This window comes from Bordetella genomosp. 11, assembly GCF_002261215.1.
GTDB lineage: Bacteria > Pseudomonadota > Gammaproteobacteria > Burkholderiales > Burkholderiaceae_B > Bordetella_C.
Genome location: NZ_NEVS01000004.1, coordinates 1,930,710 through 1,947,206, shown reverse-complemented (window position 1 = coordinate 1,947,206; position 16,497 = coordinate 1,930,710). Strand labels below are relative to the sequence as shown.

Below are 16,497 nucleotides of genomic sequence, written 5' to 3'. Positions count from 1 at the left end.
GGCACGCACATCGCGCCGGTGTTGGTTCGCCGGATCCGCATAGGAGTAATGGTGCACGCAATTTCGCGTTGTCGAAGGATAGCCAGGCCTGGGTGGATGCTCGATGCGTTCATACTGGCCGGTATATTGCTGGCCCTGGCTGCATCGGTGGCTACTGCCGCGACGCCGTCGGACGGCGGCTTGCAGGATGCCCAGCATCGCCGCACCTTCCCTGACGCCATGCTGGCCGCACCAGCCCCGCTACATCCGGCGCAGGGGAATAAAGTGCCGCTGGGCGAGGCACGTCAGATCGTCTCCATAGAGAAGTACGCCATACAATCCGGGACATGGAATCCCGCCTGTACGGGCACCGTGATCTGGCAAGGCGCGGATACCAAGGATCCTTCGAAGACACGCGACTACATTCTGAGTGCCTACCATTGCGTCAATGATCTCCTGCAGATCGAGGCAACGGATGACGATTGCGTGGATGCGGCGTCGAATCGGATTGTGAGAAGTTTTCGGATCCGCTATCTGAACGATCCGGCCCAACGACAGACCTCCATCGCCCGGATCTGCCGGCAGCCGAGAAAAGAGGGCTATGGCGAGGATGTAGCGCTGCTGGTCACCGATCCCAAGGATTACATAACGGAGATGGCCTACATCAGGCCGGTGGCACGCGGGGCGTTAAGTACCGAAGATGAGGTCAAGGCACGGCAGCCCCATCTGCTGCTCGGTTATGGGTATTCCGCGGCCAATCGGGCGCTGTATGAACTGACAACAGGACCCATATTCTTTGCTTTTATGGGACGGATCGCCGACCTGCTGAGTGGGGCCGGAGTTGGCGTATCGGGACGCCGGATATCGGCAATGCTGCCTGGCGGGTCGGGCGGCCCGATGCTCTATCGTGGATTGTACGTACTGGGTGTCATCTCCACGACCGACGTCGAAGAATCCAACTTGCAGAGTCCTGTGTTTGCCAGGATTGCGGTTTCCCTGGTCGACCCGGAATGGCTGCAGAGAAAGGCTTCCAGCGTGCTTATTACAGAACCGGCGCCTGGAATCTATATATCGGCTGGGGAAGCGCTTGCCCTGCAGGTAAAAGGTTTGGGTCCGCCCGGCGCTACGCTCGGGGTACATCTGGGCGGTTTGGTCTGCAATGGCTCGGCCGGCGATGACGCAGTACAAGTCAACGCGCAGGGTGATTGGAGTTGCGAGGTTACTACCGGCTCCATGCCGCAGCCTGTCAGGCCGGACGGCCTTGTAGCACTGTCTGCCGTCATAAATGCAGGTGCCGGCAAGGCCCCGCTTGCAGCGGACTGGGTGTATCTGTCATATACGGGCAGCAATACGCTGAGATTCACCGCCCCGACCGATAGTTCCGGCAATTACGCCACGGACGGTAAGAATCTTGTCGTTCCGAGTTTCTCCATCCGTGGAACCAGTCCTATGGGATCGCGGGTCGAGGTCAGCCGCAACGAGAACGGCATGCAGTCGGGGCAGTCGATATGTTTGGAGGAGGAGCCCGACGCCCTGCTTCGCTGGCGCTGTCCTCCGATGATTGTGGGAAGCGACGGCAAAGGTTATGTACTGACCGCGGCCGCGCGCGTGGCCGCCGGCGCCAAGGCGGCGCGACTGGCTGTGCAAACCGAGTACACGGCCAATGGCGGCCCGATCGCTCCACTTCAGATTTTGGCCCCGCAGGATGACAGTACCGTGCCGGAGTGGTTTTCAAGCACGCTTGGAGGCCAGCCGGGCATCGATACCCGCGCGGAACTGTCCACGGCATATACGATGCGCAACGGGCAAAGCAATTTACCGGCCGCCGTGATGATGCGTACGTTGGCGCCCACCGTGATGCAGGCACGGCAGTTCAACAATGGCGATCAGACGGGCGATGCTCGTATACATCTCAAATTTCAAGCGGGCACCACGTTCACTGTCAACCTGCCACGTGACAAGAGTAGGGGGGCTTATCTGCCGAGTGAGAATCTCCCCGTATCAGGTACCGGGTCCCCATCGTTCAAAATCGAAATCGACAAGGTCTTTAAGGACGGAAGCCCCTATACCGGGGAGTATTCCTGCGATGTCACCGTGGGCTCGAACGGATCCTGGGCGTGTCCCGACTTCGGCGATAAGACGCCGGGCGTCTATACGTTGGCGGTAAGCCTGGTCAATCCTCAGCCTCCAGGCGAGGTGTTGCAGACGATCGAGCGCACGTTCGAGATTGCAGCGCCGGTGTCGGTGAGCCTGCCGGCGGAGGGGTCGGTGCAGGAACAGGGGTTGGTGCCGGTAGAAGGCGAGGGCCAGCCGCTGTCGACGCTGGACATCTCCGACGCGGGCTCGTCGCAGACGGTGCCGCAGTCCTCGCTGATCAGCGACGCGTCGCTGTGCACGAGCGGGCCTGTGACGGTGGACGCGAGCGGTCGGTGGCGCTGCAACGTGCTGGCCTCCGAGGAGGGGGAGTACACGCTGACGGCCAAGGAGTACGTCAACGGTCGCTACCTGAACACGGCGACGCGGCACTACACGGTGGAGGACGACGACGATGACGACGACGACCCGCCAGAGCCGCAGGACCCGCCGGCCGATGGCATGGTGCCGCCCGGCGGCGGTGGCGGCGGCGCGGGCGGGGGCATCCCGTTAAGCGGGTTCGCGCCGCCGGGACTGCCGGCGCTGGGCGGAACGATCTTTCTGTGGCCGCCGGGCTTTGGCCTGGGCGGGGGCCTGGAGGGTGGCATCGAGATACCGATCAGCCCGAGCAGCGGGATCTGGAAGTCGCCGCCGCTGCCGTTTCCGCCGGGCGGGCAGTACACGGTGAACGTGCAGGTGCACAAGCACGGGCAGCCGTTCGGCAAGCCGGTGTCGCGGCACTTCTATGTGTCCGTGGAGATTGCCAAGAACGCGCAGCAGCTGCGGCCGGTGCTGCACGGCCAGCAGGCGATCACGGGGCGGGGCTATCCGGGGGCGCGGGTGGATGTGACGCGCGACGGCCAGCCGGTGTGCACGGTGGAGAAGGTCGGGCCGTCGGGCGACTGGTCGTGCGGACAGTACCCGACCGATACGATGGGCGAGTACACGATCACGGCCACGCACACGCTGGCCGGGGTGCCGCCCAGTACGAGTGCGGTGCACGTGGTGGTGGCGACGCCGGCGGCGACGATAGCGGCGCCGGCCGAGGGGTCGAACGTGGGCACGCCGACGTATGTGGTGTCGGGCACGGGCGAGCCGGGTGCGGTGGTGCTGCTGGACAGCACGCAGGCGCCGGCGGGGGTGGCCGACTGGCTGCGCTGGGCGGTGCAGGTCGATGACCAGGGCCAGTGGCAGTCGCCGCAGTATGTGGCGGTGGCGGGCAGCTACACGGTGACGGCCACGCAGGTGATCGACGGGGTGGCGCAACTCACGCCCAGCACGCGGGGCTACACGGTGTCGGTGCGGGCGACGACGATCGCCACGCCCACGCAGGGCCAGTGGGTGCCGGCGGGCACGCTGACGGTGCAAGGCAGCGCGGCGCCGGGGTCGTCGCTGACGCTGGCCGACTGCGGCGGGGGTACGCTGCCGCAGTGCACGGGCGGCACGCTGGTCAATCGTACGATCGAGGCCGATGACAAGGGCAACTGGTCCAGCAGCTATCTGGCGGTGCGGGGGCTGCATGCGGTGTCGGTGCAGGCGTATACGGCGGGCATCGCGGCGGGGGCGCCGGCCACGGTGAGCTACGCGGCGCAGGGCGACGTGGCGGGGATGTCGATCACCGCGCCGCAGCCTGGGCAGAGCATCAGTACGCCGACTTACACGATCGCCGGCACGGGCCAGCCGGGCACGCTGGTGACGGTGTCGGGGGTGGGGCTGGCCACGCATGCGAACATCCCGGTGGGGTCCAAGGGAACGTGGTCCACGACCTATCTGTCGCAGGCGGGCAGCTACACGGCGACGGCCGTGCAGAAGGGACCCGACGGGGGCGCGGACTGGAACGCCAGCGCCTCGGTGAGCTACTCGGTGGCGGGGACGGCGGTGGCGGCGGCGCTGAGCATCACGGACCCGGCGGAGAACGCGACGGTGGGCGCGAGCCACACCATCAGCGGCACGGGCCAGCCCGGGGCGGTGGTGACGTTGCCGGGGCCGGTGCCGGCGGCGGCAGCGGCACTCGCCTCGTCATCCATGTCGGCCGCTGGTTTGAGCGCGAACAATGGGTGCTACACGACGGTGAGCTCGCAAGGGGCGTGGAGCTGCGGCCCGTACGAGCTGGCGCCGGGCCCGTACAGCGTGACGGCCACGCAGTGGATCAATAACCTGGCGGCCGGGCCGCCGGTGCAGCGCGACTATGCGGTGCGGGCGGCGGCCGCGCCGGTGACGATCACCACGCCCACGGGCGGCGAGGTGATCACCGACCCGGTGTACACGATCGGGGGCACGGGGGCGCTGGGGGCCAGCGTGACGGTCAGCGGGCTGGGGCTGCCCGATGTGGGGCCGATCGCGGTGGGCCAGGACCGCACGTGGTCGGCGGCGTATCTATCCAAGAGCGGGACGTACACGGTCTCGGCCGCGCAAACGATCGGTGGACAGGCCGCGGGCACGAGCGCGCCGGTGCGCTACACGGTGCAGGCCGATGCCACACCGCTGACGATCGCCACGCCGTGGGAGAACCAGGAGATCGACCAGACGCCGTACACGATAGGCGGGTCGGGCGAGCCGGGGGCGTCGGTGACGATGAGCGATCCGCAGGGCGGAGCGCCGTGCCAGGTGACGGTATCGTCGGCGCGGCAATGGTCGTGCGGGCCGTACGACACGAAGGCGGGGACGTACTGGGTGCAGGCCGCGCAGTCGATGCAGGTCGACGGCAAGACGGTGCAGGTGGGCGATCCGGTCCTCCGGCATTACTCGGTGGAGCCGGACCAGGCGACGGTGCCGCCTGCGGGGGTGACGATCGGCACGCCGACCGATGGGCAGATCGTGCAGGTGCCGTATGTGGTGTCGGGCACGGGCCAGGCGGGGATGCAGGTGACGGTCAAGGGCGACAACGGGCTGCCCGAGCACGCGGACATCGACGTGAACGGCGACGGCCAGTGGACGACGACGTACGGGACGGAGTCGCCGCTGAAGGGGGCGTTCACGATCACGGCCACGCAGACGCTGGGCGGACAGATGCAGGGCACGCCGGCGCAACGTTCGTACCAGGTGCAGCCGGAGGCGGTGGCGATCGACAACCCGCAGTCGGGCATGACGGTGGATGTGCCGTATGTGGTCAGCGGCCGGGCGCAGCCGGGGACCACGGTGACGGTCACGGGCAATAACGGCCTGCCGACGTACGCGGGGATCGCGGTCAATGACCAGGGGCTGTGGACGCAGACGTACGGGGAAGGTACGCCGAGCAAGGGCCAGTTCACGATCACGGCCACGCAGTACGCGGGCAGCACGGCGCTGGGCAGCTCGGATCCGGTGACGTACAACGTGGGCGGCACGGCCAGCGTGTCGATCGTTTCGCCGCAGGAGGGCCAGTCGGTGTACCTGCCATACACGATCCGGGGCACGGGCGGGGGCCAGCTGGACTCGGTGAAGGTCGATGTGTCGGGCGTGGCCGAGCGCTCGGCGCCGGTCAACGCGGACGGGACGTGGTCGCTGACGTACACGGACCAGGAAGACAAGCAGGGGGCGGGGCCGCGCACGGTGCAGGCCACGGAATACATGGGCAAGGATCAGATTGGGCAGACGCCCACGCGCGACTTCACGGTGGTGGCGGGGCCGCCGCCGGACGCGGCGATCGTCTACCCGCGCGATGGCGACCAGGTGCGCACCAATGGGGGCCGGCTATACAAGGTGATGGGCACGGGGGCCTCGGGCGGGCAGGTGACGGTGACGCAGGCCGGCGGCGAAGGCGGGCCGGTGACGGTGGACGTGGACCTGAACGGCAACTGGACGACCGACGCGGTCTTCCGGGCGCCGCCGCCGATCAGCGACGCGCAGCACTGCACCTACAACTGGAGCTCGTGCAAGAGCGATCCCGGCACGGTCACCGCCACCCAGACCTACGGCGGACAGCAGGTCAACCAGCAGCAGATCACCATCTATGGCGTCGTGACCTTCAATTGAAGGCCAGCGATATCGAAGTCGAAGATGAAAGTAGAAATTCACGCCGCAGCATGGATTCTATTAATTGAACTGAAGGGTCGAACATGAGAACGCGGATAGGGACGGCATGGACCGAAGTCGTTGCCATCGGCATTGCGCTGGCGATCTTCTTGCCCGGCGTGACGCAAGCCGGTCCTGTATTGGCCAAACACTCCGATGCGCGCCAGCCCGTATCCGCAGCGTCCGCGCAGCCTCAGAAGCCCGGGGAACCCGTGTCGCGAGAGGCAACCTATAACGTACAACTGATCAATCATGGGCCGGCGAACATCACCCTGGATCGGATATTCGATGATTGCATGTACGACGCGGGGCCCCGTACGATTTATGTAAAAGGATTCAGCACTACCACTATCTCATTGTCCGACGACAACAACTTCGGCCATGGTTGCTCCGGCGTCATGAAAACCGTGGCTTGGTGGGTACAGCCCACGACCGAGAAGGGGGCTACGACTCCATATCCTCTGCTATTTACGCATGAGTGGCTTTTCGGATGGGCGACCACAATTGTGGCTCCAGAGGGTAAATCAAACGGAAAAGGCGATGTATCGAGTGCCACGTGCGATGGCGTCGCGTGCCTTGATGAGCCTGCCATGGCGTCCGACAACAACATCGATATCTACTTTGACGGGGACTATGACGCGCACTTGCGGCCCCCGGTGATAACGTGGCCGGCGCAGCACAACGCCATCCACCAAGCTTCCAACGCTTATTCGTCCATACGCGGTACCGCCACGGAGAACTCTCAGGTCACCGTAACTTCTAATGGGCGCAAGGAGTACCCTTGGGCGGACGACAATGGTAACTGGCAGACAAGTGCTTCGTGGTACTTCGGCGCGGGGCAGGTATTTTCCGCGACCGTAACGAGCGCAGACGGGCCATATACATCGACTTTCATCTCGGTTCCCAACGTCACTATCACCGGGCCACAGTCGCCCGTGACTTGGAGCGAGGCGATCACAGTGAGTGGCACCGCCCTTCCCGGCGCGACGGTGGTCGCCAAGGCTGGCCGCCAAGCCGACTCTCCAGGGTGCAACGGCGTCGCGAACGGTGCAGGCTATTGGATGTGCGATTTGACCGGGTTGGCGCCGAACACCGATTACATCATTACGGCGTCGCAACACGGACGTGTGGGCGGTGGGGACGGGTGGTCCTGGAGCGATACGGTACTGGCACAGCAACCGCTTCGTGTCGACGCGCTGCCGCTCAGTTTTTTATATCCCCCCAATGGCGGCCACATCGACGGCGACGTTACGACCTTTACGTCGATCTTCGGCACGGGCACTCCCGGTGGGCAGATCACTATCGTTTCGGATTACAGCGCCACAAAGCCCGTCTATGCCCAGATCAATGCGCAGGGATATTGGAGAACCGATTCCGTATTCCGTTTCCCGCCGCCGTCGCCACATTCTGAAGGCTATTCGGTACCGGTCTCCCAGCAGGTAAACGGCCAAGCCGCGCCCGGCGCTACGTTGCGCTTCGATTCGTGGCCGAGCCTGAAATTTACCTATCCGCTGGACCAGACCACGCTTCCGTCGAACCAGACCAGCGTCGCTATAAAAGGAACGGGGTTGGTCGCGGCCACCGTAACCCCTGATCTTCCGATCTATCCGGACAACGGTGCAAAGGTGTGCGATCCCGTGCAGATCGACTCCACCGGCACATGGTCTTGCCCTGTATCGAACCTGACACCGGCGTTCTATACGCTGAACATGCATCAAGGCATCTCCGGCCAGACGGACCGCCCGGTGTCGGTACATTTTTCCGTGGCGCGCCCTGTCTCCATTGACGAGCCGATTGACGAACAAGCTTTTCCGCCGCAAACGACGCAGGTCGCGTTCAAGGGCTGGGGACAGCCCGGGGCAACGCTGAAAGTCAGCGTGCCGAATGCGACGCCATGCCAGAACCAGGTGATCCCGAATTCCGGCCAGTGGGCGTGCCTGGTGACCGGACTAAAGGTGGGGGCCTCATACATCGCCACCGTGACGGAAGGCGACAGCAGTGCCATTGCCGGAGGCCCGGGTTGGCTCGATCCCGCCGTGACGCGGCAGTTCTCCGTCAGCGGATTCGACCCCTTGTCCATCACCGTGCCTGCCGAAAACCAAGTGTTCAGCTCCACGACCACCGGTATTACGGCTACCGGCCAGGCGCAAGCAGGCGCGCAGTTAAGCATCAATGTGCCGGGAGCACAGCCGTGCCAGCCGCAACAGGCGCCGGCAAGCTGGCAATGCGCGGTATCCGGGCTGCAACCCGCCACATCGTATCTGTTGACGGCCACCCAATCGGTGGGCGGCGTGGACGACGCGCCCAAGCATGCCGATTTTTCGGTTGCGACGCCGCTCGTGGTCCTGCTGCCAAAGGAAAACCAGCAGCTTGGCGCCGCCGATACCACCGTCGATATCAGCGGCACGGGCCAGCCGAACGCGAACGTCGCCATCACGGCGAACCCGGCGCAACCCTGCAATACCACCGCCGACGACAAAGGCCGGTGGCGCTGCATGGTTACCGGCCTGACCACAGGCACATCGTATACGGCGCAGGTCACCCAGAGCGGTCAGGGTTGGCAGGATCCCGCCGTGCCGCGCGACTTCTCGGTCCCGGCGGCGCAAGGTATCGGCATCCGCGCGCCACGGGATAAATCGGTGGTCTCCAGCAACAATCCCATCGACGGCATCCAGATTGCCGGCACGGGGCAGAGCGGCGCGGTGGCCCAGGTGGTGGTAGGCAGCGATTCGCCGCGCAATATCGATATCGTGAACGGAGCCTGGGCGACGGATCCGATACCGCTGTCGCACTATGGCGTAAACGGCGCTCCGCTTTCCATCGTGGCTACCGAATACGTGGACAACAAGCCGCAAAGCCAGGCCACCGCGAATATCACCGTCGCCAAGGTCGCGACGGTGACGTCGCCGCGCGACGAAGAAGAGGTGCAGGACATCGGCAAGGTAACGGTGCGCGGACAAGGCCAGGAAGGTGCCCGCATCACCGTCAATATCATCGATGGCGCCGGGCCGAAGAAGGGCTGCGGGGCCACGGTTACCCAGGGCGCCTGGTCTTGCGTATTGACCGGCATCCTGCCCGGATCGCCCTATACCTTGAGCGTGCTGCAATCCGGGCAAGCCGGCGACTGGACGGACCAGCCGGTCGGCCGGGTGTTCCATACGCGCGCCGCGCGTCCCATCGTGTATGGACATCCCGCGCCCGGCGACGGCTTGCCGGCCAATACGCCGTACGACGTCACGGGAACCGGCGAACCGGATGCGCAGCTGTCCTTGAAACTGATGGGCGTTATCGACCTGGGCTTTACCACGGTGCAAGGCGACGGCACATGGGCCTTCACCAACCTGCTGTCCAGCGGGCCGGGGTGCTACAGCCTGACCGCGACCCAGATGCTGGACGGTTATCCGCTGGACCAGGGGACGACGCAGTATCCGGTGGGCGGTGCGACCTGCCCGGGCGGCAGCCCTTTCTACATCACCGAACCCATGCCGGACCAGGTGGTGGTCGGTTCTTCATACATCGTGCAAGGCTACGGGACGCCGGGCTATACGGTGACCTTTCCAAATGGCCCATCGTGCCAGACGCTGGTGCAGCGCGACGGCACCTGGACCTGCGGTCCTTATCCGATTACAGCCGCGGGCACGTATAGCGTACTCGCGCGGCAGACACAGAACCCCAGCATGGTCAGCGGGGATCCGCCGACGTCGACGCGGCGTTTCAGCGTTTTGAATCCGGTCGCGATTTCTTCTCCCGCGGACGGTTCGAAAACATACTGGCAGGCAAACAAGCCGCCTCCGCCGTTCAGCGTTTCCGGAACCGCGACACCGGATACGTGGGTGGAGGTGAGCCAAACCGGCGGCGGCAGCGGCGACCCGCAGATGGTCAGGGCATCTTCCGCCGGGACGTGGTCCACCGCGGCGGTGTTCCAGACGCCCGCGCCATACCCAGGTGGCAATTGCAGTATCCATGCATGCATAAGTCCACCTCTGACGCTACACGTGCAGCAAATCTACGCGGGCGAGGTGGCGGATGAAGCGAGCGTAACCATTAATGGGGAATGGGACATAACGCAGGCCGAGCAGGGAGCGACGCAAGACCAGAAGCAGGGATCGCGGCAACCGGTATCGCCGCAAGGGGCGGGCCAGGGATCGGCGCGGTGAGCGCCCGCGGCGACTGCCACGGGCGCATCAGGCCACGCGGCGCTATTCGATGTTCTGCGCCTGTTCCCGCATCTGTTCGATCAGCAGCTTCAAGTCCATGGCGGCGCGCGTAACGTCGACGCTGCCGGCCTTGGAGCCCAGCGTGTTTGCCTCGCGGTTCATTTCCTGGAACAGGAAATCCAGCCGCTTGCCGGCGCTGCCGCCGCCGCCGGCGCGTTTGGCGGATTTGCCGGCGGCGTCGGCGTTGCCATCGGCCAGGATGTGGACGAGCTCGGCCAGGTGCGAGCGCAGGCGCGACAGTTCTTCGGCGACGTCGATGCGCAGGGCGAATAGATTGGCTTCCTGCGACAGGCGTTCCGTCAGCTCCTGCCCGCTGATGTGGGCAAAGCCGCCGGGAAAGGCCGCCTCGACCGTTTCGCGCAGTTTGGCCGCCAGCTTTTCGCGATGATCGGCCAGTAACTGCGGCAGGTGGCGCTCTACGTCCTGGACGATTTTTTCGATGCCGGCGGCACAGTCGCGCATCATCGCGGCCAGGCGTTCGCCTTCGCGGGCACGGGCGTCCTGCAACTGGACCAGCGCGTCGCGCGCGGCCTGCATGCCGGCCGCGCCCCAGGCCTGCGGATCGAGGGCATCGTTATTGCGCTGGCCGGGCCAGTTGAACAGCTCCACCAGCCGCGGCGATTCGGTTTCGGGCAGGACCTGGCGAGCCGCCTGCAGTTGTTCGGCCAGGCGCTGCAGCCACTGCGTATCCAGGCGATCCAGGTCCGCGGCCGCGTTGCGGGTATAGCTGACGCGGACTTCGACCTTGCCGCGGCCCAGGCTGGCAGTCAGCAGCTCGCGCAGCGGCGATTCCAGGTGCCGCAGATCGTCGGGCAAGCGGAAATACAGGTCGAGGAAACGGCTGTTGACGCTGCGAAACTCCAGCGACAGCGAGCCTTGGTCCAGGTCGGCGCGGGCGCTGCCGAAGGCGGTCATGCTTCGTATCATGTTCAATACATCCTGAAGGGGCGGTCGCGAGGCGAACGCGATGCCCGCAGAATAACCCGAAGGGCGGCCGGGCCGCCCCGTACAATCGCTGCCGACCTCATCGACTGGAGATATCCGTGACCTCATCCGCATCCACCCCGGTCCGCCATTCGGGCCGCGCGCCCGACGAGCTGCGGCCGCTGTCGCTGACGCGCGGCTTTACGCGCTACGCGGAAGGATCCGTATTGATCAAGGCCGGCAATACGCATGTGCTCTGTACCGCCAGCGTGCTGGACAAGGTACCGCCTTTCCTGAAGGGCCAGGGGCAGGGCTGGGTCACGGCCGAATACGGCATGCTGCCGCGCGCGACGCACACGCGCGGCGACCGCGAGGCGGCGCGCGGCAAGCAGTCCGGACGAACGCAGGAAATCCAGCGCCTGATCGGCCGCAGCCTGCGCGCGGTCATGGACATGACCGCGCTGGGCGAGCGCACGCTGCATATCGATTGCGACGTCCTGCAGGCCGATGGCGGCACGCGCTGCGCCAGCATCACCGGCGCCTGGGTGGCGATGGCCGATGCCATTGCCTTGCTGATGAAGCGGGGCGACCTGGCATCCAGCCCGCTGCGCGATCACGTCGCCGCGGTATCGGTGGGCATGGTCGGCGGACGTCCGGTGCTGGACCTGGACTACGAAGAAGACTCCGGCTGCGATGCCGACGTGAATGTGGTCATGACGGGCGCGGGCGCCTTCGTGGAGGTGCAGGGCACCGCGGAGGGCGTGGCGTTCAGCCGCGCGGAACTGGACGCGATGCTGGGCCTGGCCGAGCGCGGCATCGGCGGGCTGGTGCAGGCGCAGAAGCAGGCGATGGCTTGACGCGCCACGCGAGCCAGCGCCCGCCGACTGCCGGTGTCCCAGGCCTTGCAGGCACGGCGTAGGCGGATCGCATGACACCCGGATGACGATCGCGGTGGCCGTCCTCCCCGGTCCCGCCCGATGTCAAGAAACTGCCATTTGACCGCAACATAATCCTTACCAAATGTGTTTTGCCCCCAGGGGCACGTAGGTGGGATGCGATGCGGAACAAATTGACTGTGAATAGGGCCTTGACGATCGTGCTGGCGCTGTTCGTGACGCTGTTCGTCGTGGCCGGGGCCGCGGCCATCGCGCTGTTGCGCGAGAACCGCGCGTGGGTCGAAGAACTCGGACGCGACAATATCGAGCGCGCCAGCGAACTGGGCAACGTCAGCAGCGCGGTGTTCCAGGCACGTGCCGCGCTGGTGGACGCGAAAACCTATATGGAAGGCGGCCGCATCCCCGAGCGTGACCGGATGCTGGCCGTCGTCGATCGTTTCCTGGGCGATGCGCGCAAAAGCGTCGAACGGCTGCAGTCGCAGGCGTACACCAATTCCGAGGGCAAGCCTCTGTACGATGCGGCGATGCAGGCCTATGCCAGGCTGGTGGACGATTGCCTGGCGCCGATGCGCAAGGCAATCCAGGGGTTCAACGGCGTGGAAGTGAATCGCTTGAACGACCAGGTGCTGCCCGGTTCCGCCGAGGCCTACGTCAAGGCGGAAGGCGCGTTCCAGCGCTATACGCGTGCCCAGGGCGCGGCAGCCATCGTCGAGGTGGCGCGCATGCAGGATGCCGCCGTGTATAGCGCGGCGGGCCTGGCGGTTTTCGTGCTGTTGCTGGCCATCGGTATACGCCTGGTGTTGCGGCGCTCGCTGCTGGAGCCGCTGCGCGATGCCGGCGGCCATTTCGACCGCATCGCCGACGGCGACCTGACGCGTCCCATCGATAGCCGCGGGGAAAACGAGATCGGTGTCCTGTTCTCTGCCATGAGCCGCATGCAGGCCGGTTTGTCCAACGCCGTCGGTACGGTGCGCGCCGCCGTGGACGACATCCATGCCGATATGCGCGCGCTGGCCGCCGGCGGCGTCCAGCTGTCCGAACGGACAGCCGAGCAGGCCGGCATGCTGCAGGAAACCGCGGCCGGCATGTCCACCCTGGCGCAGACCGTAAACGCGACCTCCGAAAACGCCGAGCAGGCCCATGCCCAGGCGCATCGCGTCGAGGCGCTGGCCGAGCAGGGCGCGCAGGCCGTGGATCGCGTGGTCGGGCGCATGCGCGATATCGCCGAAAGCGCGCGCCGCATCGGCGATATCGTGGGCGTGGTCGACGGCATCGCGTTCCAGACCAATCTGCTGGCCTTGAATGCGGCGGTCGAGGCGGCTCGTGCCGGCGAAGCGGGCCGCGGTTTCGCGGTGGTCGCCGGCGAGGTGCGCACCCTGGCCCAGCGCAGCGCTAGCGCCGCGCGCGAGATCAAGTTCCTGATCGCCGACTCGGCGGATCACGTCGACGCGGGCGTGCGCGAGGTGGGTTCGGCGGGCGAAACCATCGGCGCCATGCGCGAGGCCGTCGCGCGTGTCACCGCGCTGGTAAACGAGATATCGCAGGCCGCGGCCGAACAGGCGGCCGGCATTGGCGCGATGCACGAGGCCATGTCGGGCCTGGATCGCAACACGCAGGAGAATGCCGCGCTGGCGGAAGAGACGGCCGCCGCGGTGGCGGCATTGGAGGGCCGTGCCGAACGCCTGAACCGCGCGGTGGCGGTATTCCGCCTGGGGCGGACCGAAGACGGTGCGCCGCCCGCGGCGCGGCGGGCCGCAGACTCAGCCGCCGCCGTCCGCCACGTAGGGCTCGACAACGATCGGAACGTTTCCGTGCTTGACCTGATGCTTGACGCGGGCGGCGGCGGACGCAATGTCCTCGGGGCGGATGCGCACGCCTGACTGCGGCGCCACGCGCAGCGCGCCGATACTGAGCGTGACGAACGGGAACGAGCGCATGACGCCGTAGCGGTCCTCGGCGGCGATGCCGCCGCGCGCGCGGCCTTCGTCGTCGTACAGGTCCACCGCGTCCTCGTTGAAATCCCGGATGATGCGATCGGCACGGTCGCGCCAATCGGGACTGCGGAACAGGATGACGAAATCGTCGCCGCCCACATGGCCGACGAAATCCCGCTGCGGGTCGCAATGGTTGCGGATGACCGTGGCGCACAGCTGGATCATGTCGTCGCCGCGCCAGTAGCCGTAGACGTCATTGAAGGGCTTGAAGTGATTCAGGTCGCAATAGCAGGTGACGAACTCGACGCCGCCGTCCAGCAGGCTGCCGATATGCTGGCTGATCGGAATATTGCCCGGCAGCGAGGTCAGCGGATTGGCGTAGCGCGCGGCCTCGATGCGCATTTCCGTGACCGAGCGCACCAGGGCCTCGCCGGTGCCCAGTCCGTCGTAGTTGCCGTCGCGGGTGATGATGAAACCGTCGACGAGGTAGCGCTGGTCGTCGGATACCAGCACGTGACTGAGCTGGTCGATGGAGGCATGTACGTCGACCAGGACCGGCCGGTCGTTCATGAATGTCGTGCAGGCATCGCGTCCGAACAGCTCGCGGGTGTAGCGCTGTGCGTAGTGCTCCGTGAAGTCGCGCCGGTTGATGATCCCCAGGGGACGGTTATCGTCGTCCACCACCGCCACGGCATGCATGCCCTTGTGTCCGTCGAAAAGACGATGCACGTCGTCGTTGGTATGGCGGCTGGGAGATACCGACGGCGCCTGGACGCGCAGCGTGGCGGCCGTCGCGCCCGGCGCCCGGGTGGGGACGCGCGACGGCGACCGCGCGCTCAACACCTGGCTTACCTGGGGCGACACCTCGCCGCTCAGGCGCGTGGCGGGATACCCCAGGAACCAGCCCTGCGCGTAGCGGATCCCCAGGTCGCGCACCATGGCCAGGTCCTCGGCGGTTTCCACGCCCTCGGCCACCGTCGGCGTACCCAGGCACTGCGCCACCGACAGGACCGCGCGCACCAGCTTCTGGCGGCGCTCGTCCTGCGCGATGCCGTGGAAAAAATAGCGGTCTATCTTGACCAGGTCGGGCTGGGCTTCCGACCATAGCTGCAGGCTGGCATGGCCGACCCCGTAGTCGTCCAGCGCGAGCCGCACCCCATGCGCGCGCAGCGTCCGCAGCATTTCGGTCAGGGTGCGCACGTCCGGATGAAGCGTGTCATGTTCGCTCAGTTCGATGACGACACGGCCCGGTTCGATCGTGCAGGCAGCCAGCAGGCGGGCCGGCATGGCATCGCCCCACTGCGTCCAGAAATGCAGCAGGGCGGAAGCGGACATGTTCAGGAAGAGGCTGCTGCCGGCCGGCGCCGCGTCCTGGAAGCCGCGCAGGCCGCTGGTGGCGCTGGCGTGTTCGACCAGCGGATGTACGCCGTGGCGGCGGGCTTCCCCGAACAGCGCCTCGGGCATGTGCAGGTCGGTGTCGCTGGGGCCGCGGATCAGGCTTTCGTAGCCGTAGACACGGCCGTTCGCCAGGTCGATCACCGGCTGGAACAGGGGTACCAATCGCCCGGAGCGCAGAATCTCGTCCAGCAGGCCCGGAGGAGGCAGGACCGCACTGGAGCCGGCGGCCGGGATAGCGGGGTGTACAGACGCGTGCATGCTTTGCCACCGGGTGAAGAGCGCTTATGGTGAGCGGCCCATATTGCGCGGGCGTTTCAATCTGTGTCTTGCCGCGCGGGCGATACACTACCAGTTTGCCTCTCGAATCGCACCGTTGGTTACAAATACCATGTCCTCCGACTTCGTTTCCGGCCTCGACCGCGTGGTGCTCGCCTCCGGCAATGCGGGCAAGCTGCGCGAGTTCTCGGCCCTGTTCGCCCCGCTGGGCATCGAACTGATCCCGCAAGGCCAACTGGGCGTGCCCGAATCGCCGGAGCCGCACTGCACCTTTATCGAGAATGCGCTGGAAAAAGCCCGCCACGCCAGCCGGCTGACCGGTCTGCCCGCGCTGGCCGACGATTCCGGCCTGTGCGTGGATGCCCTGGGCGGCGCGCCCGGCGTGTATTCGGCGCGCTATGCCAGCCTGGAGGGCGGCGAGAAATCCGACGCCGCCAACAACGCGCGGGTCGTGCGGGAACTGGCCGGCCAGCCGGACCGGCGCGCCTGTTATATCGCCGTCCTCGCGCTGGTGCGGGCGGCGGACGATCCCCGGCCGCTGTTGGGCGAGGGCGTCTGGCTTGGCGAAATCGCCGATACGCCGCGCGGCGAGCACGGTTTCGGCTACGATCCTTATTTCTATCTGCCCGACCTGGGCAAGACGGCGGCCGAGCTGGCTCCCGCCGACAAAAATGCCATCAGCCACCGCGCGCAGGCCCTGCGCGAACTGCTGGCCAAGCTGCACCGGGCCACCCGCTGAACGCGCAA

The 16,497-nt window shown here is 66.2% G+C and carries 7 protein-coding genes; 5 read left to right on the top strand and 2 right to left on the bottom strand.

Annotation, left to right across the window (positions count from 1 at the left end):
• The first annotated feature begins 96 nt into the window (after window positions 1-96).
• Window positions 97-6,066: a hypothetical protein gene (locus CAL28_RS29790; RefSeq protein WP_094842357.1), complete on the top strand. Its 5,970-nt coding sequence runs from the start codon at window positions 97-99 to the stop codon at window positions 6,064-6,066.
• 998 nt (window positions 6,067-7,064) lie between these two features.
• The gene (locus CAL28_RS16360; protein WP_141218199.1) at window positions 7,065-10,262 is read left to right on the top strand and encodes a hypothetical protein; all 3,198 of its coding nucleotides are present in this window, start codon (window positions 7,065-7,067) and stop codon (window positions 10,260-10,262) included.
• A gap of 42 nt (window positions 10,263-10,304) precedes the next feature.
• Here the strand turns inward: CAL28_RS16360 and CAL28_RS16355 are convergent, their stop codons facing one another.
• Complete coding sequence (locus CAL28_RS16355) at window positions 10,305-11,249, bottom strand: YicC/YloC family endoribonuclease (RefSeq protein WP_094842355.1); 945 nt, start codon at window positions 11,247-11,249, stop codon at window positions 10,305-10,307.
• 116 nt (window positions 11,250-11,365) lie between these two features.
• Between CAL28_RS16355 and rph the strand changes: the two genes are divergently transcribed.
• On the top strand, window positions 11,366-12,103 hold the full coding sequence (gene rph, locus CAL28_RS16350) for a ribonuclease PH (protein WP_094842354.1): 738 nt from the start codon (window positions 11,366-11,368) through the stop codon (window positions 12,101-12,103).
• 200 nt (window positions 12,104-12,303) lie between these two features.
• Window positions 12,304-14,022, top strand: coding sequence for a methyl-accepting chemotaxis protein (locus tag CAL28_RS16345; protein ID WP_094842353.1), 1,719 nt, complete (start codon window positions 12,304-12,306; stop codon window positions 14,020-14,022).
• On the opposite strand, the gene CAL28_RS16340 is transcribed toward CAL28_RS16345, so the two are convergent.
• Window positions 13,903-15,732 (bottom strand): EAL domain-containing protein, encoded by a 1,830-nt coding sequence (locus CAL28_RS16340; protein ID WP_094842352.1) that lies wholly within the window; start codon window positions 15,730-15,732, stop codon window positions 13,903-13,905. The two genes, CAL28_RS16345 and CAL28_RS16340, sit on opposite strands and share 120 nt — an antisense overlap.
• Before the next feature lie 130 nt (window positions 15,733-15,862).
• Here CAL28_RS16340 and rdgB point away from each other — a divergent pair, with 130 nt between their 5' ends.
• On the top strand, window positions 15,863-16,489 hold the full coding sequence (rdgB, locus tag CAL28_RS16335; RefSeq protein ID WP_094842351.1) for an RdgB/HAM1 family non-canonical purine NTP pyrophosphatase: 627 nt from the start codon (window positions 15,863-15,865) through the stop codon (window positions 16,487-16,489).
• The last annotated feature ends 8 nt before the right edge of the window (window positions 16,490-16,497 follow it).